The organism is Streptomyces sp. SAS_272 (assembly GCF_052543235.1).
On sequence record NZ_JBMNDR010000014.1, the window covers coordinates 103,521 to 125,360 of the forward strand.

14 protein-coding genes, 2 pseudogenes and 1 riboswitch are annotated in these 21,840 nt (G+C 69.9%); of the genes and pseudogenes, 6 read left to right on the forward strand and 10 right to left on the reverse strand.

The window, feature by feature from the left end; genetic code table 11:
- Positions 1–26: 26 nt before the first annotated feature.
- The 4 genes from ACN6LD_RS12035 to ACN6LD_RS12050 form a co-directional block, all read right to left on the reverse strand.
- A complete protein-coding gene (locus ACN6LD_RS12035; protein ID WP_334450124.1) occupies positions 27–1,394 on the reverse strand; it encodes a hypothetical protein in 1,368 nt (455 codons plus the stop codon).
- 26 nt (positions 1,395–1,420) lie between these two features.
- Positions 1,421–2,527, reverse strand: a complete 1,107-nt coding sequence (locus ACN6LD_RS12040; RefSeq protein WP_334450126.1) for a hypothetical protein — start codon at positions 2,525–2,527, stop codon at positions 1,421–1,423.
- A 146-nt stretch (positions 2,528–2,673) separates the two neighbouring features.
- Positions 2,674–4,302, reverse strand: coding sequence for a TolB-like translocation protein (locus ACN6LD_RS12045; RefSeq protein WP_334450127.1), 1,629 nt, complete (start codon positions 4,300–4,302; stop codon positions 2,674–2,676).
- Between the two features lie 7 nt (positions 4,303–4,309).
- A complete protein-coding gene (locus tag ACN6LD_RS12050; RefSeq protein ID WP_445035812.1) occupies positions 4,310–7,792 on the reverse strand; it encodes a hypothetical protein in 3,483 nt (1,160 codons plus the stop codon).
- 793 nt (positions 7,793–8,585) lie between these two features.
- Between ACN6LD_RS12050 and ACN6LD_RS12055 the strand changes: the two genes are divergently transcribed.
- Positions 8,586–9,671 carry an IS110 family RNA-guided transposase gene (locus ACN6LD_RS12055; protein ID WP_334450131.1) on the forward strand — a complete coding sequence of 362 codons (1,086 nt, stop codon included), beginning with the start codon at positions 8,586–8,588 and terminating at the stop codon, positions 9,669–9,671.
- Here ACN6LD_RS12055 and ACN6LD_RS12060 read toward each other — a convergent pair.
- The 4 genes and pseudogenes from ACN6LD_RS12060 to metE form a co-directional block, all read right to left on the reverse strand.
- Positions 9,640–9,866 (reverse strand): annotated as a pseudogene (locus ACN6LD_RS12060) (short-chain fatty acyl-CoA regulator family protein); the annotation flags it as partial. The gene ACN6LD_RS12055 and the pseudogene ACN6LD_RS12060 overlap by 32 nt on opposite strands.
- Positions 9,867–9,888: 22 nt before the next feature.
- Positions 9,889–10,092: a hypothetical protein gene (locus ACN6LD_RS12065; RefSeq protein ID WP_443042338.1), complete on the reverse strand. Its 204-nt coding sequence runs from the start codon at positions 10,090–10,092 to the stop codon at positions 9,889–9,891.
- A gap of 26 nt (positions 10,093–10,118) precedes the next feature.
- Positions 10,119–10,583: pseudogene (locus ACN6LD_RS12070) on the reverse strand (methylenetetrahydrofolate reductase); the annotation flags it as partial.
- 83 nt (positions 10,584–10,666) lie between these two features.
- Entirely contained in the window at positions 10,667–12,985 is a 2,319-nt protein-coding gene (gene metE, locus ACN6LD_RS12075; RefSeq protein ID WP_334450133.1) for a 5-methyltetrahydropteroyltriglutamate--homocysteine S-methyltransferase, read from the reverse strand.
- A gap of 154 nt (positions 12,986–13,139) precedes the next feature.
- Positions 13,140–13,363, reverse strand: a riboswitch (cobalamin riboswitch).
- A 155-nt stretch (positions 13,364–13,518) separates the two neighbouring features.
- On the opposite strand from metE, the gene ACN6LD_RS12080 reads away from it, so the two are divergent.
- Positions 13,519–13,950 (forward strand): TSUP family transporter, encoded by a 432-nt coding sequence (locus tag ACN6LD_RS12080; protein WP_334450135.1) that lies wholly within the window; start codon positions 13,519–13,521, stop codon positions 13,948–13,950.
- A gap of 166 nt (positions 13,951–14,116) precedes the next feature.
- Here the strand turns inward: ACN6LD_RS12080 and ACN6LD_RS12085 are convergent, their stop codons facing one another.
- Together ACN6LD_RS12085 and ACN6LD_RS12090 are read right to left on the reverse strand one after the other, a co-directional pair.
- Positions 14,117–16,114 carry an amino acid permease gene (locus ACN6LD_RS12085; RefSeq protein WP_445035818.1) on the reverse strand — a complete coding sequence of 666 codons (1,998 nt, stop codon included), beginning with the start codon at positions 16,112–16,114 and terminating at the stop codon, positions 14,117–14,119.
- A 183-nt stretch (positions 16,115–16,297) separates the two neighbouring features.
- Positions 16,298–16,873 (reverse strand): hypothetical protein, encoded by a 576-nt coding sequence (locus ACN6LD_RS12090; RefSeq protein ID WP_334450137.1) that lies wholly within the window; start codon positions 16,871–16,873, stop codon positions 16,298–16,300.
- Positions 16,874–17,289: 416 nt separating this feature from the next.
- Between ACN6LD_RS12090 and kdpF the strand changes: the two genes are divergently transcribed.
- Genes kdpF through kdpC form a run of 4 tightly spaced genes read left to right on the forward strand, consistent with a single transcriptional unit; the run spans position 17,290 to position 21,814 of the window.
- Positions 17,290–17,379 (forward strand): K(+)-transporting ATPase subunit F, encoded by a 90-nt coding sequence (kdpF, locus tag ACN6LD_RS12095; protein ID WP_037659531.1) that lies wholly within the window; start codon positions 17,290–17,292, stop codon positions 17,377–17,379.
- A 9-nt stretch (positions 17,380–17,388) separates the two neighbouring features.
- The gene (gene kdpA / locus ACN6LD_RS12100; protein WP_334450141.1) at positions 17,389–19,053 is read left to right on the forward strand and encodes a potassium-transporting ATPase subunit KdpA; all 1,665 of its coding nucleotides are present in this window, start codon (positions 17,389–17,391) and stop codon (positions 19,051–19,053) included.
- The gene (kdpB, locus tag ACN6LD_RS12105) at positions 19,050–21,197 is read left to right on the forward strand and encodes a potassium-transporting ATPase subunit KdpB (protein WP_334450143.1); all 2,148 of its coding nucleotides are present in this window, start codon (positions 19,050–19,052) and stop codon (positions 21,195–21,197) included. Before kdpA ends, kdpB begins: the two co-directional genes overlap by 4 nt.
- Positions 21,198–21,202: 5 nt before the next feature.
- Positions 21,203–21,814, forward strand: a complete 612-nt coding sequence (kdpC, locus tag ACN6LD_RS12110; RefSeq protein WP_334450145.1) for a potassium-transporting ATPase subunit KdpC — start codon at positions 21,203–21,205, stop codon at positions 21,812–21,814.
- Positions 21,815–21,840 lie beyond the last annotated feature (26 nt).

Sequence of the window (21,840 nt, forward strand, 5' to 3'; positions counted from 1 at the left end):
GTCCTCCGGAGCCCGTACGACAGGGCCTATTCGGGGAGTTCGGCGTCGTACGCGGCGAGCGCCACGTGCGCGGGATGGTGCCGGTGCAGACCGTCGATCATCCCGTGCCAACGGGTGCTCCCGATCAGCTCGTTGGCATGCAGCGAAGCCCGGAGCTCCGCGAGCGGGACCCGGTCGAGGAAGGGCAGGGCGAGTGGCGGCGCATCCAGACCGATGTCGAACTGCCCGTCCGGGACGGGCACGGTGAGGAAGCCGTTCCAGCCGGAGCCGGCCCGGTCCAGCATCATCCAGTACCGGGAGGGGGCGCGCGCCCCGGCGGTTCCCCGGACTGGACTCACCCGCACCGGGTAACAAAGCGGCCCGTCCTGCGCCACGGTTCTGGCGGGTGCCCTTCCGTCGTCCTCGATCGCCAGCTCGACGTCCACCATGCCGTCCCGCGTTACCGCCACCTCGGCAGTGAGTGGTTGTTCGCGCAGGGTTACCACCCGCTCGTTCTCGTCCTCCGGCTCCCCCGAGGAGGCAAGCAGGACGAACTCGGAGTCGAGACGCGCTGTCAGGGACAGATTCACGAATACGGTCGAGGGACCGGGGCCGGGGCCGCTCAGCCGGGTGCTGGCCAGCCGGGCACCGTGACGGAGCGCCGGATCGGCACCGAGCCGTTCGGCCAGCGCGGCGAGCGCCGACCTGGTGGGGGTCGGCAGACGCGCCGGGTCCGCCGTGAACAGCCCGGTGAGCAGGTCGGCTGCCTCGCGCCCGAACCAGAGGCCGCCCCGGTCGCTGCGCAGTCCGGCTTCGAGCACCGACAGCGGACCGGCGAGCGAGGTGGCAGCCGGCGTGAACCAGTGACGCAGCTCCCGCGCCTCAGGCGCCCCCGCGACGCCGTTAGCGGACGAGGACGGCGTACCGATGGGACCGAGCAGCGCGGCGACGGAGTGCGCGGCGGCCTCGACCCGGCTCCAGGGCAGACAGTGGAAGAGGGCTGCGGGGGCGGCGGTCTCCCGGTCGAGGCGGTGCAGCAGGAGGTAGCGCAGCTCCAGGCTCTCCGCCTGCAACCGTGCCACGGTCAGGGGATCGGCCGGGACGGCAGTCCAGGACTCCTCAAGTCCCGCGACCAGATCAGCGCCGTCCTCCGTGACTGGCAGCGGCCTGCCGAAGTCGTCCAGTTCGACCACCAGGGAGCCGTCCGGAGCCCGAAGGGCAAGCGCCCGGGCGGGTGCTTCGTTCCATCTGACGGTCACGCTCGTCCGTGTCCAGGCGGCGGTACGGAACCGGCTCATCTCCCGGGCGTCGGCCCGCTCGTTACCGTCGTTGATCCGTCCCAGGGACGCGGGGGTACCCGGCGCGCCCGGTACCAGGCGGGCGATCCAGCTGCTCAGCGGACGGTGCACGGCCATCACGTCCTCCTCCTGGGGCGTGCCCATCATGCTCCGGGCCCGGTGATCCGAGCGAGCAGCTCGACGACGACGGGGCCGTAGGCGCGGACCGTCTCGGCGGGGAGGGCGTTCGGCCCGCCCGGCAGACAGGTGTCGGCCTGCGCCCGCAGACGCTGCCAGGTTGCCTCCCCGCGCTCGTCCAGCCGTGCCGTAAGGTCCGCAGGGAGGGCTTCGGCCCAAGCCCGCGCCGCGCTGTCGTCCAGGCCGTGTTCTCCCTCCGCCCCGCCGTCGGGGCGGAGCCTGTCTTGCCACCGGGCCGTGCGGGCATCGCTGGGCTGCTGCCAGCGCAGCAGGAACTTCAGCGCGCGCAGCAGCAGTTCCGCGCAGGTCTCGGGGTTCTCCGGCGCACCGGCGAGGACGAGTCGGCGGGGTCCCCCGCCTCGATGGGGGAGGTCGCCGAGCGCCCGCCCGAGGGGGTCCACGACGACCCGGTGCAGCGGGTCGTACAGCAGGGTGTTGACGGTGAGGTCGCGCTGCCGGCCGTCCTGGTCCAGGTCCGTACCGGTGGCAGGGTAGGGCAGCCCGCGCACGCCGAGGCCCCGGTAGTCCAGGACGTGGCCGTCGCGTTGCGGAGTGAGGACGGAGCAGACCAGGCTGTCGGGACTGAACCGCCGGGGGCACTCGGCGCTGGAGCCGTCCCCTTCGAGGACGTCTTCGACGAGGTCGCAGAAGGCACCGGCCGGGGCGGTTCCCGTGGCGTCCAGGTCGCCGACCTCGTCGGGGAGGAAACCCGACAGCAGGTCGCGTGGAGCGCCCCCGGCCAGCCAGAAGCCGTGCTCGGACTCGGCGAACCGATCGATGAGGGGCGCGAGAAACCGGGGGCCGCGCACCCCGTGGATCAGCTCGTCGAAGGCTCCGGTCAGGCCGGGAGCGAGGTCGTCGGCGCGGTGGATCCGGTCCCGCTTCAGTTGTGCGTACGGGGGGAGGCCGACGCGCTCCAGCGCCGGGTGCCGGGCGGGGTCGGTGCTGCGCGACGGTGGCCCGCTGTGCTCGTCGCCTTCGAGTAGCAGCCGGTCGTCGGCGGAGGTCGGCACGGCGAGGGCCGCGCAGCCGAAGCCGATGACCAGCCTGCCGTCGAGCACGTCCCCGATCATGACCGGACCGGCGGCGGCCCGCACGTCAGCACTGAGCGGTGCCGAGGCCCCCGAGTCGGCGCCGTATGCCGACCACGCGTGGCCATCCCGACTCGGCGGGACCTCCGGTTCGGTGCCGACCCGGGAGTCGGCAGCTCCGGGGCCGGTCATCCGGCGGCCAGTCCGGTCCATCGCGCCTCCCCGTTCTCCATACGCATGATCAGAGGCACGGGCACGGACTTCCACACGGAGTAGACCGACCCGCCGTAGTCGCCGTCCCGGTCCGGCTTCAGGCCCAGTACGGCGATGTCGTGCAGCTGCTCCGGAGTGCAGGTGATGTCCTGCTGCGGCTCGTCCACGCACATGGTGAGGCCCGGATACATGAACCCTTGGGGCCCGTTCACGAGGGGATGGGCGCGGATCGCCTGGAGGATCTCGGACGGCGCCTCCGTCCGCCGGACCCACTGCAGTACCCCCTCTCTGCAGCCGGTGCAGAGCCGTACCAGTGCCTCGGTGTCGTCGTCGGCGGCGGCTCGCTCGATACGGCGGGCTAGTAGGACCATCGTCTCGGGCAGCGCCTTCCCGTGGTCGTCGACCGTAGTCACCGCCGCGGTGGGGGGTTGCGGCCGGGCGGTTGGTGCCCCTGCGGCGGCGCTCTCCGCGGGAGTGAAGACGAAGGCGGACACGCCGTCCGCCAATACCTGTTCCCTGCCACCGGAGGTGAGGCTCAGGGCGCCGACGGGCAGGCTCATGCCGTCGGCGACGTGAGCGTCGCCGCGTAGACGCGCGACCCGTCCGTCCGCCCCGAGGGCCAGTCCGAGCAGGCCGGATCCGAGATAGGTCCACTTCCCGTCGCGCACGTAGTAGGTGACGGACCGGCCAGGGTACCGGGCCTGGCAGTTCTCGATTCCTGTATAGGTGACGGTCAGTCCCGCCCCCGCCCATGCGGCCGAGAGGATCAAGCGCTGGTCCCCGATCAGCGCCTGGCGGAACGCGGTGTCTCCGGGCAGCAGACGCGTCGGCCGGCCGGCCGCACCGGAGTGCTGAAAGAGTGTGGAGACCGTCCAACAAGCCCCGCCGCTGTCCGCGCTGCCCCAGGCGACGCCCTTGCCGTCAGGTGCCCGCCATGCCTGCGTGAGGGTGGACGGCTGCTTCGCCAGCAGGAGCGGACGGACTCGTCCCTGCCGGTCGACGGCGTCGAGTGTGCCCTGGCCACGGAAGACGCCCGGGCCTTCGGGCAGCGGGGTGAAAAGGGTGACGTCCTCGGACCCTCCAGTGACGAGACTGGCGTAGGGGCCCTTGCTCCGGTTCAGTGCAATCCGCCGCGGATCGCCCGTGGCCGGGAACACCAGCAGCGCGCTGCCGTCGCTCGCGAGACCGACGGCGTCCTCGCCGAGGAAGCCGGCCCCGCTACAGGGGCAGGCATGGGAGACCTTCTTGCCGGTGGTGACGTCGAGGACGTGCAGCCGTCCGGTGGTGTCCTCCTTCTGCGGGTCCGTCCAGACCAGTCGGCGGCCGTCCGGGGACCAGCTGAGCCGGTCCGGCACCTGCCCTTCGGTACGGTCCGCCTGCCAGGTACGGCCGGCGGCGTCGGCCACCATTACCGCCTGTTGCTTCGGCCGGACGAAGGCGAGGACGGGCCTCTGTCGGTTCGCCGCCGAGGAGGAGGGGCTGGCGCCCCGGGCACCCGGGGCCTTGTCGTCGTCGGGATCCGCCGAGCACGCGGCGGTGGCGATCACGGCGGACGACAGGATGAGAGCAGCCAGGGCGCGGAAGGGCATGGATATGGGAGTCATGCGTCGGTCACTTCTCCTCGGCGCACAGATCGATGTACGCATGGCGGTCGCCTACATGTTTGGCCCATTCCTCGCGGGTGAGCCCTTTGCCGCCGGTCCACCGGCAGATGCTCCGCTGCCAGTCGATGCCGCCCACCTTCCAGAGGTTCAGCGGCTCGGCGGCGTTGTCCGTGCGAAACGAACGGGTGACGGCGACCAGCATGCGGTCGTCCGGGGACCAGTACAGGTGGATGATGTCCCCGGCACCGCTGCGGTGCAGGGCGGGCATCGACAGCAGTCCTGTCGCGGTGTCGTGGACGAGGACCTGGTCGGCGAAGGCGACGGCCGTCCGGCTCCCGTCGGGTGACAGGGCCACCGTCCTCGCCTCGGTGGCGGCGTCGGGCACGCGCAGTGGGGGCCCGGTGTCCCGCATCTTCGCGTCCAGGTAGCGGATGGTATTGCCGTTGGCGAGGAGGGCGAGGCGGGAACCGTCCTGGCTCCAGTCCAGCCCGTACGCACCGGGCGTCTTCACCGCTCGGGTGGTGGCGTCCTGCGGAGTGGTCAGGTCGATGGCGACGAGCCGCGCATCGTCCTCGCCCGGCCGTTCCAGGGTGACGGCACGGGTCCCGTGCACCCGGAGGTCGATGCCCTCGGCGAGAGGAACGGTGTCGAGTTCTTTCCAGGTCCGGGTGGACCAGACCGTCACTGGGCCGGTGACGTGCCGGGCGATCAGCAGGTGGGCCTCGGGCACGAACGCGACGTCGGTGACGATCCGCTCGGCGCTGGGACGGCCCGTCTCGTTCACGCCGGACGGCCGCAGGTCCCGAAGCCAGGTGCCGTTCCGCCGCCATACGGCGATCGTGCCCCGCCCGCTGAACTGTCCAGCGCTGGCCACGTACTCCGCGCTCATCGCGACGTCGTTGACGAAGAACGCGCGGGAGCGGTAGGTGGTCTCGTGCGACCAGTCCGTGTCGGCGGAGAGTGCCAGGTTCTCCCCGGTCTCCGGACGCACCGTGTACAGCTCGGTGGAGGCGTGGTCGAGTTCCGAGAAGGAGGAGAGGAGCAGGCGGCTGTCCGTACCGAAGGCGGCGTTGGTCGCCGGTGCAATGCTGCGGCCCAGCGGCCCGGGCCGGTCGTCGAGGACGTTGACGCGCCCGCCGCGCCCTGCGGAGACCACCGTGAAATCGGCCCCCACGGCCACGGCGGTAGCCGGACCCCCACGGAGCTCGTCAAGACCCCGGCTCGCGGCGGCGTCGTCCCCGGCGCCAACCGGTACGAGAGCGGTGCCGGTGTCGCCGGCGATCGCGACACTGCCGCTGTGCTCGACCATCGCGCGGGGGGCCGTGGGCAGATTGCCCACGGCGAAGGTGAGCTGTCGGCGCCGGGCTCGGTCCCAAGCCTGGACGCCTCCAGGGGTGGCGAGGACGATCAATTCGTCGTTGGCCCCGATCTGCGTCGGCGTGCCCTGGACGTCCTCCTCCTCGATCTCCACCTCCGCCTTGTGGCTGTCGAGGCCGACCGAGAGCACACGGTTGTTCGCCAACAGCAGGACCACCCGCTCCTCGGCGGGCTCCCGGTCGGGGCGCGGATTGGGGCTGAGAGCCACCGAGGCGTCGACCACTACGCGCACACCACCGGGCAGCCCCGGGACGCCCATCGAGCTGAGTCGCCGACAGTCGGTCTGCTGACGGGTGGTGGTGTCGTACTGGGCCAGCGTGCCGTCGTTTCGTACTTCCTCGAGCCGGACTCCCTGGACTGTGAAAGCGATAGCCACGGTCCGGCTGTCCGCTCGCGCACAGGTAGGCACCGGCAAGGTGCCTCGCAGGGCAGGTCTCTCGTCCAGCACCTCGTACAGGGAGACGACCGAGGCGCTGCGGGCGGCGAGCAGCCCGCTCGTGTCGTTGAGTACCAGGCCACCCACATCCCCGGGCGCCTTCCCCAGGAGCTTCCCCGTGCGCAGGTCCCAGGACTTGACGCCCGAGTCGTTGCCCGTGGTGTAGACGCGGTCGCGTTTGTCGTCCACGGCGACGCTGTCGACCCTGGCGGGGCTGGCCTGCCACGAGAGCCGTACGCCGGAGTTGGTGTCCAGTACGTCGCGCATCGCCTGGACGGCCCGCGGGGTGTCCGGCTGGATACGGCTTCCGGCGAGGCCGAGCAGGCCCGCGAGACGGGGGTCGGTCTGCCGGAGTGTCAGGGCCTCCGCGGCGAGATCCGCCGCGAGCGCCTTGTCCGCCTCCTCGTCGCCCACTTTGGCGAAGAAGAGCGCCACTCCTGTGACCATCGCGAGGACGACCAGGAGCGCGGGCCCGGTCACCTTGGCCCAGCGGGCCAGGGCCGGTCCGTCCCAGGTCCGGGCCAGGCGGGCGGCCTCGGTGACGGTGGAGGCGACCAGGAGGTTCGCGGACCTGTCGCCGTGCCACGCCTGACGGGCCTCGTCCTCGTCGGCCTTCGGGACGATCACGTTCTGTCCGTTGTCTGCCGCCTTCAGCTTGCTCGCGTAGCCACCCACGGTGACCAGCCGACCCGCGCGCGTCCCGTCGAGCCCGCCGACCAGCGCCGTACGGGAGTTGAGACGGCGTAACGCGGGCAGGGAGAACCAGGCCAGGGGGCGTCTGGAGGAAGGTGGGCCGGACCGGATGCCGGTCCGGTGCCCCGCCTCGCCGATGAGCACTCCGAAGGCACAACCCAGCGACCGGTCGGCCACCATCCCCACGACTCCGTCCGCGCCGGTCAGGGACCACAGCACGGTCCCGGTGACGTCGTGCCCGGCTGCTGTCCAGGCGTCCCGGAGGGACTGCTGGAACCGCGCGTCGGCACGGAAGCCGGACATCGTGCGGGGGTCGGGTGTCAGCGCGGGCGGCCCGTCGGGCAGGACGGCGACCGTGAGTGTCCCGCGTGCTCCGCCCCGCCCGGCGTCGAACAGCACGCCTGCCTCGGCCGCCTTCTGCGGCTCGGGCAGCGCCCCGTCCAGAGTCAGCAGCCACAGCAGGACCGGCAGGGCGAGGTCCCGCTCGTCCTCGCCGAGTCCCGCCGTCAGCCGGTTGATCCGTGCCCCGTGTCCGGGCGCTGCCCGGTCCAGCAGGCCCGCCGTCTCCAGCCCGTCGAGGGGCAGATGGGCCTGGCAGTGCCGCAGCCATAGCAGCCCAGTCTGTAACTGACCCGGCGCGTCCTCCGCGTCGCCCACCAGCGCGAGTGCCATGGCGGCGGAGGCCCGCAGGGCCTGGGCAGCGGCCGGTTCGTCCGCGCGGTACGGGCCGTGCCCCGCAAGAGCCCGGACGCTGGTCGCCGCGGCGGCCCTGGGGGCCAGCAGCCGATGAACGTCCGTATCCCCGTCGCGGAGGGTGCGCAGGACCTCGGTGTCCTCGTCGGCGACGCGTTCACGCAGGTAGGCGAGGGCGGGCTGTTCCGGTGACAGCAAGTCGCGCCGGGCGGCTCGCCGGTCGGCGACCGACAGCTCCGACGTCAGCAACGCGCCGACGTCCAACGCTGCTGACGGCTTGTCGGCCACCATGCCTCCCCATGCCCCCGCCGGCGGCAGCGTGCCGTCCACCGGTCCACCGGCACATGATGGCAGCCGAGGTGTCAGGAGAAGAGGGATTTGGGGAGATCCGGATGGGGCCCTGAACCCGGATGTTCAGACTGGTTGACCGCTACGTGCTGGGGCGGCTCCGTGAGCCCTTTCCAACCTCACGTGCCAGCCAGGCAGTTGGGCTGACAGCGAGATGAAGCCCCTGGTAGACGGGTTTTCGACCAAGAGAACCATCTCCACCAGAGGCTTCGCATGCTTGTCTACCCGTCCGGCGTCGCCGTGTCCAGTTCTGCCCTGCGCTTCCTCGCTGCCCCGCCTGAGGGAACACCGCCGCGCTGCGTGACGGTGAGGGAGGCGTCCCGGACCACGGGCGCGTGCCGGTCGTATCTGGCTGGTGCGGCGGGTGACTTGGGTGTCTTTCAATGCCGGTCACGAGCAGACGAAGGGTGAAGCCCTTCTCTCGGCTTGCGGCAGCAGTTGGTCTCCGGTCCAGACGAAGTCTTCCGAGAGTGATCGGACGCTGCCTTTGTGCCGGTGCTGGTGGGAAGGTTTCGCAACGCCGTCCCGGGCGGGGGTCTGACTCATGAGATTTATGACCGAAGTGTCCAGTCACAGGCTTGTCGACTGTCGTTGCGGGATGGTGTCTGCTGTCACCGAGCCACAGGACGTGTCCCAATAGGGGCCTTGCCGATTTTCAGGCGCCATCACGGTTCAGACCGCCCGACCAGGCTGGTGCCAGCCACCCAGCACGTCACCACGCGGGAGGCGAACTACCATGACGACCAGACAACACCGCACCTCCTCGAGCACGGATCCGCCCGTTCGGCGCGAGATCGTTCTGGGCGTGGACACGCACGGCGAGGTGCATGTCGCCGCCGTGCTCTCCCCGCTCGGGAAGATCCTGGGAACAGAGTCCTTCCCTGCGACGGCGGCCGGCTACCGACACCTGCTCGTGTGGGCCCGCAAGCGGGGTACGGTGCGGGAGGGCACCGGCACCTTCGGCGCGGGTCTGTCCCGCTACCTGCTGGCGCAGCAGGTCGAGGTGTACGAGGTGAACCGGCCTGACCGCTCGGCCCGCAGGCTGCTGGGGAAGTCGGACCCGCTCGATGCACAGGCTGCTGCGCGGGCCGTGCTCAGCGGTCGCGCCCGGGCCCGGGCCAAGTCCGGTGACGGCCCGGTGCACAGCGCCCGGATGTTCAAACTCGCCAAGGACTCCGCGGTCAAGGCCCGCACGCAGGCGATCAACCAGCTCAAAGCCGTCCTGGTCATCGCCGATCCCGCGCTGCGGGAACGACTGTCGAGCCTGGGCAACCGCGAGCTGTTCCGCACCTGCGCACGTCTCGGACCAGACGACGGCGAGGACGACGAGAATGCGGTGGCCCAGGCCACCCACATGACCCTGAGAATGCTCGCGGAGCGTATCGAACAGCTCACCGGGCAGATCAATGAGCTGAACCGACGCCTGACCCAGCTCGTCGAAGACCACGCCCCACAGCTACTCGCACCGGTGGGCATCGGCCCGGACAGCGCCGTCACGCTGCTGATCACCATGGGAGGCAACCCCGAGCGGCTGAACACCGAGGCATCCTTTGCTGCGCTTTGCGGAGTCAGCCCCGTCGAGTACTCCTCCGGGCGGCGAATCACGCGCCGGCTCAACTACGGCGGCGACCGTCAGGCCAACGCCGCCCTGCACCGCATCGTGTTCACCCGCCTGCGTCACGACCCGCGCACCCAGGCGTACTACGAACGCCGCACCCAGGAGGGCAAGACCCGACGTGAGATCGTCCGATGCCTCAAGCGGTATGCCGCCCGCGAGGTCTTTAACCTGGTCAGACCGGTTTCCCGCGCCCCCGCGTTATAGGGGCGTCGGTGACGCGGCTGGTCACAATGTTGCTCCTACGGGCTGTGTCATGGGGTGCGCTCTCCACCGGGTAGGGGACGTACGGACGCCGGTCCGTTCGACGGCGAGCGGTCCGCCGGCCGGGGGCCGGGCGCGCTGGGCACTGCCGTGGCGCCCGCAGATCCGGCAGCCGAGGCCGATCGGAGCCGCGACACGGGCCGTAGCCTCCAAGACGATGTCACCAGCTGTCTTCCTTGGCCGATTCCAGGGCTTCGAACACGGTGAGCGCGTCACGGAGGGCGGCGACGTCGTGGGTGCGAATGTAGTCCGCCCCGCTGCGCGCGGCGTACAGTTCCGCCGCCAGAGTGGCCGGACCGATCCCGGAAACGCTGCTCCCGGTGAGCGTCCGCAGGAACGACTTCCGGGACGGCGAGATCAGCACGGGGAGGTCGAAGCGGGCTTTGAGCTGCAGAAGTCTCCCGACTCCCCGACGAGGCTGACCAGTTCGGCCGCGTACCGGATGCCCTGCGTATGCCTCGTCCAGGGGCCGAGCGGATCACCGGGCGGGTCTCCGCGCAGGGCGAGAACATTGCGTACGCCCTGGTCGGCGTAGTGGCCGAGGATGTTGCGCAGTTCGGCGACGCTGTGGTCGACCGCGGTGAGGTGGGCGACCGGGGTGAGTGTGGTCTCCTGGGCGATCCGCCCGGTGACGTTGACCGTCCGGCCGCGTGTCGAACCGCCGGCGCCGTACGTCACGGAGACGAAGGTGGGGGACAGGGCCTCCAGTCGGCGGATCGCGGTCCAGAGCCCGGCTTCGGCCGCCGTACTGCGCGGCGGCATGAACTCGAACGAGTAGGAGCGGCCTCCCCGCGCGAGGAGGTCACGAATGGACAGTGCGCTGTCTGCCCTTGTGCTGGGCATACCGAGAGCCATGGGCGGGTGCTTTCTCCGATGCCGGGGCTGGGGCCGGGGGAGGGCGGCAGGGCATGCCCTCCCCCAGCCGGCCGGACTTGCGGTCAGGACGTGGGGAGTTCCGCGCGGACGGTGCGGGCGGCGGCGACCAGGTTCTCCAGGGAGGCGCGGGTCTCGGGCCAGCCGCGGGTCTTCAGTCCGCAGTCGGGATTGACCCACAGCCGCTCGGCGGGGATCGCCTTGAGGCCGGTGCGCAGCAGTTCGGCCGCTTCCTCGGTGCCCGGGATACGCGGCGAATGGATGTCGTAGACGCCGGGTCCGGCCTCGCGCGGATAGCCGTGGGCGGCGAGTTCACGGGCGACCTGCATGTGGGAGCGGGCGGCCTCCAGGCTGATGACGTCGGCGTCGAGGTCGTCGATGGCCTGGACGATGTCGCCGAACTCGGCGTAGCACATGTGGGTGTGGATCTGGGTGTCCGGTCGCACTCCGCTGGTGCTGAGCCGGAACGCCTCGGTCGCCCACGCCAGGTACCCGGAGTGGTCGGCGGCCCGCAGTGGCAGTGTCTCGCGCAGTGCGGGTTCGTCCACCTGGATGACCGAAGTACCGGCCGCCTCAAGGTCGTTGACCTCGTCGCGCAGGGCCAGGGCGACCTGGCGGGCGGTCTTGGCGAGGGGCTGGTCGTCGCGGACGAAGGACCAGGCGAGCATGGTGACCGGGCCGGTGAGCATGCCCTTGACCGGCTTCTGCGTGAGGGACTGGGCGTACGTCGCCCAGCGCACCGTCATCGGTTCGGGGCGGGAGATGTCGCCGGCCAGGATCGGCGGGCGGACGTAGCGGGTGCCGTAGGACTGGACCCAGCCGTGTTGGGTGGCGAGGTATCCGGTGAGCTGCTCGGCGAAGTACTGGACCATGTCGTTGCGTTCGGGCTCGCCGTGCACGAGGACGTCCAGGCCGGCCTTCTCCTGGAAGGTGATCACCTCCTGGATCTCCGCCTTGATGCGCTTCTCGTAACCGGCCGCGTCGATCCGTCCTGCCCGCAAGTCGGCTCGGGCGACGCGGAGTTCACCGGTCTGCGGGAACGAGCCGATGGTGGTGGTCGGAAGCAGCGGCAGCCCCAGATGGGCACGCTGGGCGGCGGCGCGTTCGGCGTACGGCTGGGAGCGGCGGGCGTCGGTGTCGGTGACGGCCTCGGCACGGGCGCGGACGGCTGGGTCGTTGGTGATGGGTGAACTGGCGCGGGAGGCCAGGTCTGCGCGGTTGACGGCCAGTTCGGCGCTGATGGTGTCTGTGCCCTGGGACAGGCCCTTGGCGAGGGTGGCGATCTCGGCGGTCTTCTGCCGGGCGAAGGCCAGCCAGCGCGGGATCTGCGGCTCGATGTCCCGCTCGGCCGTCGCGTCCAGCGGCACGTGCAGAAGGGAGCAGGAGGCGGACACGTCGACCCGGTCGGCGAGCCCCAGGAGGGTGCCGAGGGTGGACAGCGACTTCGACAGGTCGTTGATCCAGACGTTGCGCCCGCTGACGACGCCGGCGACCAGGCGCTTGCCTGGCAGCCCGCCCACGGCCGCCAGGGCGTCCAGGTTGGCTGCCGCTGCCTCGGTGAAGTCCAGGGCCAGCCCCTCCACCGGCGCCTTGGCCAGCACGGGCAGCGCGTCGCCGAGGCGGTCGAAGTAGGAGGCGACCAGGAGCTTGGGCCGGTCGGTGAGGGCGCCGAGGTCCCGGTAGGCGCGGGTGGCGGCGTTCAGTTCGGCCGGGGTGCGGTCCTGGACCAGGGCGGGCTCGTCCAGCTGCACCCACTCCGCACCGGCCGCGCGCAGGTCGGCGAGGACCTCGGCGTACACCGGGAGTAGCCGGTCGAGCAGGGTGAGCGGCTCGAAGTCCGCTGGCACACCCGGGGCGGGCTTGGCCAGGAGAAGGTAGGTGACGGGGCCGACCAGGACCGGCCGGGCGGTGAGACCAAGGGCCAGGGCCTCCTTCAGCTCCGCGACCTGCTTGGCGGAGTTCGCGGTGAAGACCGTGTCGGGGCCCAACTCGGGCACCAGGTAGTGGTAGTTGGTGTCGAACCACTTGGTCATTTCCAACGGGGCGATGTCCTGGGTGCCGCGCGCCATGGCGAAGAAACCGTCAAGTGCGTCGGCGTCCACGGCCTCCCGGTGGCGGGCGGGGATCGCGTCGACCATGACGGTGGTGTCCAAGACGTGGTCGTAGTACGAGAAGTCACCGGTGGGCACCTCGTGGATGCCTGCGTCGGCGAGCTGCTGCCAGTTGCCCCGGCGGAGCTCGGCGGCGGTCGCCCGGAGGGCGTCGGCGGTGACGCGGCCCTTCCAGTAGCCCTCGACGGCCTTCTTCAGTTCCCGGTTCGCGCCCTGGCGGGGGTAGCCGTACACGGTGGCGCGTGCTGCCGCGGCTGCGGACTTGGTGGTCACGGAGATCTCCTTCGCGAGATGAATCCCTGAGATCCCGGAGATGGGACGAGAGCGCGAAGGGGTGACGAACCGGACGGTAACGGCCCACGGCCGCCCGCCGATATGAAACGCCGACCCGCCCACGAGGTCACCGGGATGTCCGCGCGCGGAGTGGTCCGCACACGGGCAGTTGGCAGGTCTTCGGACTCGCGGGCACATCCTCCTGACCGGAGGACACCTACTGGCCGTCGCTTCCCGGACCCGGTACGTCGGATCCAGTGCGTATGACGGCGGTCGTTCCCGTTCACCGCTGCGGGGCAGTCCCGGATTCCCACCGGGTTCCCTCTTGCGACGCATCCCGCCTGGCGGACGGGGCGAACCAGCTGCACCTGCCAGCCTAAGGGGCGGTCCGGGCCGGCGGAGTGTCACGTCCATCATTCGGATGGTTGGTTTGTTGGTGGAACCTGAAACCAACACCGTGTTCCGCCGGAGGGCGATGTGTGGGAAGCGACCCCCCCGGCCCGGCCGCCACCGCGGGCGGAAGAATCCCCTGCGTGGAACAGGTACTGGAGGTCATCGCCCTTGTCGTCGCCGCCTTCGGCACCGCGGCCCTGTCCGCGGTCGCCGGGTTCGGCGGCGGAGTACCGCTGCTGACCGTGTTCGTCGCCGTCCTGGGCACCCGAGACGCTGTGGCGGTCCGCACCGTCGCCCAATTGGCCAGCAACGGCCGCCAGGTGTGGTTCAACCGCCCCGAGGTCGACCGGCGCCTGGTCGGCGTCTTCGCTGTCGGCGCCGTCCCGGCCGCAGTCGCCGACACGCTGCTGTTCGCCACCGCGCCTCTGCCCGCACTGACCCGCCTCGTCGGCGTGTTCCTGCTGGTCATCGTCGCCTGGCAGCGTTGGAGGCCGCTGGGAACCGGGCATGTCCAACGCGCACTTCGGCGCGTACATAGACGCGCTCGACCAGCTGATCGTCATCAACCGTGAGCACTTCGCCGCCTCGGTGAGCGATGGCCGGTCCGCCGTAACCGGGCTGCCGTGGACGTGCGGTGCACTGCTTGCCGCGGGCCTGCTCACGGTGCTCGGATTGCGGGCACGCCTCGCGGAGTTCCGCTGAGCACCAGACCGTCGGCCTCGGCTGCGGTGGGGCCGGCTACGGGCGCCCGGATCCAACAGGACTGTCCGGGCGCTGGTCCGAGTTCGGGGGTTCGCCGCGGCGGACGGAACCGGGGGCGCGGCCGGCCGGGCGGTCGGCGCGGGCGGAGGAGGTCAGCTGCCAGGGGACGCTGGTGACCATGACGCCTGGGGTGAAGAGGAGGCGGCTCTTGAGCCAGAGGGCGGACTGGTTGTGGAGGAGGTTCTCCCACCAGTGGCCGACGACGTATTCGGGGATGAAGACGGCGACGACGTCGCGGGGGCTCTCGCGGCGGATGGAGCGGACGTAGTCGACGACCGGGCGGGTCACCTCCCGGTAGGGGGAGTCGATGATCTTCAGCGGGACCTCGATGCCGTACTCCTCCCAGCGCCCGCGCAGGGCTGTGGCCTCGTCGCGGTCGACCGAGACGGTCAGGGCCTCCAGATGGTCGGGGCGGAAGGCACGGGCGTAGGAGAGGGCGCGCAGGGTCGGCTTGTGGATCGTGGAGACCAGGACGATCGCGAACACCCTGCTGGGCGGGACGAGTTCGGCGCGTGGGTCGGTGACGGCGAGCTCCGTGGCGGTGGCGTCGTAGTGGCGGCGGATGCCGCGCATCATCACATAGAGCACGCTCGCGGCGAGCACTGCGAGCCACGCGCCCTGCGTGAACTTGGTGGCCAGCACGACCAGCAGGACCAGGCCGGTGAAGACGGCGCCGGTGCCGTTGATGGCGCGGGCCGTCTTGTGGCGGAGGCGCAGCGCCGGGTCGTGTTCGGTGCGCAGTTCACGGTTCCAGTGCCGGACCATGCCCGTCTGGGAGAGCGTGAAGGAGGTGAAGACGCCCAGGATGTAGAGGTGGATGAGCTGGGTGACGTTGGCCTTAAAGCCCCACAGCAGCAGGCCGGCGACGATCGCGAGGGCGAGGATGCCGTTGGAGAAGGCGAGCCGGTCGCCGCGGTTGTGCAGCTGGCGGGGCAGGTAGCGGTGTTGGGCGAGGATCGAGGTGAGCAATGGGAAGCCGTTGAAGGCGGTGTTCGCGGCCAGGATCAGGATGAGGGCGGTGGCGGCCTGGATGAAGTAGAAGCCGATGCTGTGCTCGCCGCCGAAGACGGATGCGGCGATCTGGGCGATGACGGTGCGCTGGGTGTAGCTCTCGCAGCTTCCGTCCAGGCCGGTCAGGCGGCAGGAGTCCTCGGTGATGCGCACCTTGGAGATGAGCGCCAGTGCGGTGACGCCGATGAACATGGTGATGGAGATGGCGCCCATGACGGCCATGGTGGTCGCCGCGTTCTTCGGCTTGGGCTTGCGGAAGGCCGGTACACCGTTGGAGATCGACTCCACGCCGGTGAGCGCGGTACAGCCCTGGGAGAAGGCGCGCAGCACCAGCATCACCAGGGCGAGACCGGCCAGGTGCGCGTCCCCGGGTTCCGCCGCGATGCCGTACTTGGCGGACTCGGCGACCGGCGCGTCCCCGACCAGATACCGGAAGAGCCCCGTCGCGATCATGATCAGTACGCCGCCGACGAAGAGATACGTGGGCGTGGCGAAGGCGCGGCCCGATTCGCGCACGCCTCGCAGGTTCACGCGTTGGTCGGCGAGTTCGGGCACGGCCGAGATGATGTTGTCGACGCCGGAGGCGACCGAGACGGCCACTGTCATGACGTAGTCGACGAGCAGTGACGCGGCGACCACGAGCCCGGCGGATGGCCCCAGGTTCGTCGAGGCGACCTCGTACGAGCCGCCACCGCTCGGGTACGCGCTGACCACCTGGCGGTAGGAGAGCACCACCACGGCCAACAGCAGCACCACCGTCGCCGCGATCCACGGGGTGAAGTGCAGATAGGCCATCCCGCCGAGCGAGAGCACCAGGAGGATCTCCTGGGTCGCGTACGCCACGGACGACAGCGGGTCGGAGGCGAAGATCGGCAGGGCCAGCCGCTTGGGCAGCAGCGTCTCGTGCAGCTCTTCGCTGCGCATGGCCCGCCCGATCACCAGGCGCTTGAGCAGACCGGTCATGTTGAACACGTGCGCGAGCGTAAGCCGCGAGGGGGGTCATGGAGGGAGGGCTGACCCACCATTTGGGCGTTAAGGGACCGTTAGGATTTCGCGAGATACGTACAAATGGAGCAAAAGAAGCAGGTGAGGAAGGGGGAGGGAGCTGGACAGTGCATCTGTGGGGCGGGCTGGCGAGCCGCCGGGCTACTCCTCCAGGCCGGAGACCTTGAAGACCGCCAGCGCCGTTTCGCGGTCAACGCGTTCCGACAGCCCGCCCAGTGCGGCCCAGCCCTGGCGCAGGGACCCCCGGCTCGCCGAGATGCGCATGTCGGTGTCGAGGCGATGCCACAGGAGAGGGTTGGCGGTCAGGACGCGCGGATCGAACTCGACCCGGCCGCCCAGCGTGTCCCGCAGGATCAGGCGCTGGCCTGCGCTGCCCGTCGGGCGTACGGACACCAGGCGGTCCGTCCGCACCAGCCGTGTGCGCCAGGGGCCGCGTACGCCTAGCCATCCCTCGCCGGCGGTCACCCGCGGTGGCACCAGGACGAGGAACAGCAACAGCGCGATTCCGCTCCACAAGGTGACACGCGCCGGGGAGAACGTTCCGGCAGCCGCGTCCACCAGCAGCAGGAGCCCCAGGAACGAGCCGGCGCACGCGATCGCGCTGCGCAGCTCGGCGGCCCAGTGGCGGTCGTGGACCAGCCGCTGGGACGGGAGGGCGCGCTCGCCGGAATCTCCGTCGATCCCGTCGATTCCGTGTCCGTCGATGCGGCGTCCCATAGCGCCGACGGTAGGCCCGTAGCTGTGCCCTTCCGTGTTTCTTGACGCGTTGCTAACGGGTCGGCGATTCGTCCTTAACGGCTTGCCCCGTCGCTCGGGCGCGTGGCCCGGCTGAGGCTGTCTGCCGGCCAGGGTGTTGCCCCGTCGTCGGCGTTGCCCGGACGTCGTACGTGATGCTGCGACCGGGTTGGCGGGGCTGGGCGTATGAGATGCGTCAAGGGTGCACGGGTCGGCGTAAGGGAGCCGTTAAGCACCCTCGAATCCGGCCCGACAGGCAGGTTACCTGTACCGGTCCGATCCTCTTACGGATTTCCGAACCTCTTCCAGGAGCTTGCGATGGCCGATGTGGCCTTCGTCGTCGTCACGATCGCGGTGTTCGCGCTGGTGGCTCTCGTCGCCAAGGGGGTGACGAAGCTGTGACCGCCGAGAACATCGTCGGCCTGATCGTGGCCGTCGCTCTGCTGGGCTATCTCGTCCTCGCCCTGATCTTCCCGGAGAGGTTCTGAGTCCCCGACATGAGCTCCGTTCTTGCTGATGTGCTCATGGTGATCGCGCTGGTCGGCGCGCTCGCTCTGGTGCACCGCCCCTTCGGGGACTACATGGCCGCCGTCTTCCAGTCCAAGAGGCACCTGCGCGTCGAGCGGTGGATCTACCGCTCGGTGGGTGCCGACCCGGACGCGGAGATGCGCTGGCCGGCGTACCTGCGCGGCATGCTCGTCTTCTCCGCGGTGAGCGTGCTGTTCCTGTACCTGCTGATGCGGGTCCAGGACAAGCTGCCGCTGTCGCTCGGCTTCAAGCCGATCAGCCCGGACCAGGCGTTCAACACGGCCGCGTCGTTCGTGTCGAACACCAACTGGCAGTCGTACTCGGGTGAGGTGGCGATGAGCCACGTCACCCAGACCGCCGGTCTGGCCGTACAGAACTTCGTCTCGGCGGCCGTCGGCATTGCCGTCGCGGTGGCCTTGGTGCGCGGCTTCGCCCGCTCCCGCACGGGGGACCTGGGCAACTTCTGGGCGGACCTGGTGCGCTGCATCGTCCGCATCCTGATCCCGATCTCGGTGGTCGCGGCGGTCGTGCTGATCGCGGCGGGCGCCATCCAGAACTTCGGCGACATCCACACCATCACCACGCTCAGCGGTGACAAGCAGGCCATCAGCCCCGGCGCGGTCGCCTCCCAGGAGGCCATCAAGGACCTGGGCACCAACGGCGGCGGCTTTTTCAACGCCAACAGCGCTCACCCGTTCGAGAACCCCAACGGCTTCACCAACCTGCTGGAGATCTTCCTGCTGCTGGTGATCCCGTTCTCGCTGCCGCGCACCTTCGGCAAGATGGTCGGCAACGTCAAACAGGGCTACGCGATCGTGGCCGCGATGGGCATCATCTGGTTCGCTGCCGTGGTTGCGGTGACCTGGCTGGAGTACGCCCACCCGGGCACCGCCTCGCAACTCGCGGGCGGCGCAATGGAGGGCAAGGAACAGCGCTTCGGCGAGGGTCCGTCCTCGGTGTTCGCCGTCTCCACCACGATGACCTCGACCGGGTCGGTCAACTCCTTCCACGACTCCTTCAGCGGACTGTCCGGCGGCGTGCTGCTGCTGGGCATGATGCTCGGCGAGATCGCGCCCGGCGGTACCGGATCCGGCCTCTACGGCATGCTGATCATGGCGATCATCGCGGTGTTCCTCGCCGGCCTGATGGTCGGCCGTACCCCCGAGTACCTGGGCAAGAAGATCGGCACCCGTGAGATCAAGCTGGCGGCCTGCTACATCCTCGTCACGCCGGCGCTGGTACTGATCGGTGCCGGGGTGGCCATGGCCCTGCCGGACGGCAAGGACGCCATGACCAACGTCGGGGCGCACGGCTTCTCCGAGGTGCTGTACGCCTTCACCTCGGCGTCGAACAACAACGGCTCGGCTTTCGCGGGCTTCGGCGCGAACACCGACTTCTTCAACACGACGCTGGGCCTGTGCATGGTCCTGGGCCGGTTCCTGCCGATGGTGTTCGTGCTGGCGCTGGCCGGCTCGCTCGCCGAGCAGAAGCCGGTCCCGGCCACCGCGGGCACGCTGCGCACCGAGAAGCCTCTGTTCACCGGACTTCTCGTGGGAGCGATCATGATCATCACCGGTCTGACGTTCTTCCCTGCCCTCGCGCTGGGCCCGCTCGCCGAGGGGCTGGCGTCATGACCGCCAACATCCAGAAGCAAGAGGACTCGATGTCCACGGTTACCCCGACCCGGGCGCCGCACAGCGACGTGCCCACCGGCCACAAGGAAGAGGGACGCGTCGGCGCGGGTCTCTTCGACCCGAAGCAGCTGCTGAAGTCGCTGCCGGACGCCGTCCGCAAGCTCGACCCGCGGGTGATGGTCAAGTCGCCCGTGATGTTCGTGGTGTTGGTCGGTTCGGTGCTGACGACGGTCTTCTCCTTCACGGACCCGGGCGACTGGTTCGGCTGGGCGATCAGCGCCTGGCTGTGGCTCACCGTCGTCTTCGCCAACCTGGCGGAGGCGGTGGCCGAGGGCCGCGGCAAGGCGCAGGCGGACACCCTGCGCAAGGCCAAGACCGACACGGTGGCGCGGAGGCTGTCCAAAGACGGCAAGAGCGAGGAGCAGGTGCCCGGCACCGAGCTGACCATCGGCGACCTGGTCGTCTGCGAGGCGGGCGACATCATTCCCGGCGACGGTGACGTCGTCGAGGGCGTCGCATCCGTCGACGAGTCCGCGATCACCGGTGAGTCGGCCCCGGTCATCCGCGAGTCCGGCGGCGACCGCAGTGCCGTCACCGGCGGCACGAAGGTCCTCTCCGACCGCATCGTCATCAAGATCACGACGAAGCCCGGCGAGACCTTCATCGACCGCATGATCTCCCTGGTCGAGGGCGCCGCCCGGCAGAAGACGCCGAACGAGATCGCGCTGAACATCCTGCTGGCGTCGCTCACGATCGTCTTTCTGCTCGCGGTGGCGACCCTGCCGCCGTTCGCGGACTACGCGGGCACGCACCTCACGATGGTCGTGCTGGTGGCTCTGCTCGTCTGTCTGATCCCGACCACGATCGGCGCGCTGCTCTCGGCGATCGGCATCGCGGGCATGGACCGGCTGGTGCAGCGCAACGTACTGGCCATGTCCGGCAGGGCGGTCGAGGCGGCGGGCGATGTGTCGACCCTGTTGCTGGACAAGACCGGCACCATCACGCTCGGCAACCGTCAGGCGTCGGAGTTCGTGCCGGTGACGGGTACGACGGAGGCTGAGGTGGCCGACGCGGCGCAGCTGTCGTCGCTGGCCGACGAGACGCCCGAGGGCCGCTCGATCGTCGTCCTGGCGAAGGAGAAGTACGGGCTGCGTGAGCGGCACCAGGGTGAGTTGGCGCAGGCCGAGTGGATCGCCTTCACGGCCCAGACCCGCATGTCGGGCGTGGACCTCACCGAGAACGGCGCCGCTCGCAAGGTGCGCAAGGGCGCGGCTGGTTCGGTCATCGCCTGGGTGCGGGAGCGGGGCGGCGAGGTGTCCGGCGACGCCGACATCCTGTCCAACCGGATCTCTGAAGCGGGCGGCACGCCGCTGCTCGTCGCCGTCGAGGACACCGCCGGTGCTCGCATCCTCGGGGTGATCCACCTCAAGGACGTCGTCAAGGAGGGCATGCGCGAGCGGTTCGACGAGCTGCGCCGCATGGGCATCAAGACCGTCATGATCACGGGCGACAACCCGCTGACGGCCAAGGCGATCGCGGACGAGGCGGGCGTCGACGACTTCCTCGCGGAGGCCACTCCCGAGGACAAGATGGCGCTCATCAAGCGCGAACAGGCGGGCGGCAAGCTGGTCGCGATGACCGGTGACGGTACCAACGACGCGCCCGCGCTGGCCCAGGCGGACGTCGGGGTGGCGATGAACACGGGTACGTCGGCCGCGAAGGAGGCCGGCAACATGGTCGACCTCGACTCGAACCCGACCAAGCTCATTGAGATCGTCGAGATCGGCAAGCAACTCCTCATCACCCGGGGCGCGTTGACGACGTTCTCCATCGCCAACGACGTCGCGAAGTACTTCGCGATCATCCCGGCGCTGTTCGCAGTGGTCTACCCGGGCCTGGACAAGCTCAACATCATGGACCTGGCCTCGCCGGACTCCGCGATCCTGTCCGCTGTCATCTTCAACGCGCTGATCATCATCGCCCTCGTACCGCTCGCCCTGCGGGGTGTGCAGTACCGGCCGATGAGCGCCGACAAGATGCTCCGCCGCAACCTCGGGATCTACGGCATCGGCGGACTGATCGCCCCCTTCATCGGCATCAAGATCATCGACCTGCTCATCTCCCTCATCCCTGGGATCGGCTGAAGGCCATGAACAACTCCGTTACGAACACCGCGCGGATGCTGTGGGCCTCCCTGCGCATGCTGCTGGTCCTCACCGTCGTCACCGGCGTCCTCTACCCGCTGGCGGTCACCGGCATCGGCCAGTTGGCCTTCCATGACAAGGCCAACGGCTCAACGGTGAAGGTCGACGGCAAGGAGGTCGGCTCCAAGCTGATCGGCCAGAGCTGGAACATCAAGGGCACCGACAAGCCGGACCCGAAGTGGTTCCAGGGCCGCCCCTCCAACAGCGGCTACGACCCGCTGTCCACCGGCTCCAGCCAGCTCGGCGCCAGTGACCCGACCCTCGTCAAGAACGTCAAGGCGGCCAAGAAACAGGTCGCCGAGTTCAACGACGTACCGCAGTCCGAGGTCCCCAAGGACGCGGTCACCGGCTCCGCCTCGGCAATCGACCCCGACATCTCCAAGGAGTACGCGGACATCCAGGTCAAGCGGGTGGCCGAGCACAACGGTCTGACGGTCGCACAGGTCCGAAAACTGGTGAAGGACCACACCGACGGCCGCACGGCTGGCTTCCTCGGCGAGCCGACGGTCAACGTCCTCGAACTCAACATCGCGCTCAAGGAACTGGCCAGAAACTGATGGCCTTAGCGGCAGAGACGGCCGGG

Bases quoted from the DNA above. Each gene is read 5' to 3' on its own strand.
- ACN6LD_RS12035 (WP_334450124.1), bottom strand. From the start codon at position 1,394: ATGGCCGTGCACCGTCCGCTGAGCAGCTGGATCGCCCGCCTGGTACCG.
- ACN6LD_RS12040 (WP_334450126.1), bottom strand. From the start codon at position 2,527: ATGATCGGGGACGTGCTCGACGGCAGGCTGGTCATCGGCTTCGGCTGC.
- ACN6LD_RS12045 (WP_334450127.1), bottom strand. From the start codon at position 4,302: ATGACTCCCATATCCATGCCCTTCCGCGCCCTGGCTGCTCTCATCCTG.
- ACN6LD_RS12050 (WP_445035812.1), bottom strand. From the start codon at position 7,792: ATGGTGGCCGACAAGCCGTCAGCAGCGTTGGACGTCGGCGCGTTGCTG.
- ACN6LD_RS12055 (WP_334450131.1), top strand. From the start codon at position 8,586: ATGACGACCAGACAACACCGCACCTCCTCGAGCACGGATCCGCCCGTT.
- ACN6LD_RS12085 (WP_445035818.1), bottom strand. From the start codon at position 16,114: ATGACCGGTCTGCTCAAGCGCCTGGTGATCGGGCGGGCCATGCGCAGC.
- ACN6LD_RS12090 (WP_334450137.1), bottom strand. From the start codon at position 16,873: ATGGGACGCCGCATCGACGGACACGGAATCGACGGGATCGACGGAGAT.
- kdpA (WP_334450141.1), top strand. From the start codon at position 17,389: ATGAGCTCCGTTCTTGCTGATGTGCTCATGGTGATCGCGCTGGTCGGC.
- kdpB (WP_334450143.1), top strand. From the start codon at position 19,050: ATGACCGCCAACATCCAGAAGCAAGAGGACTCGATGTCCACGGTTACC.
- kdpC (WP_334450145.1), top strand. From the start codon at position 21,203: ATGAACAACTCCGTTACGAACACCGCGCGGATGCTGTGGGCCTCCCTG.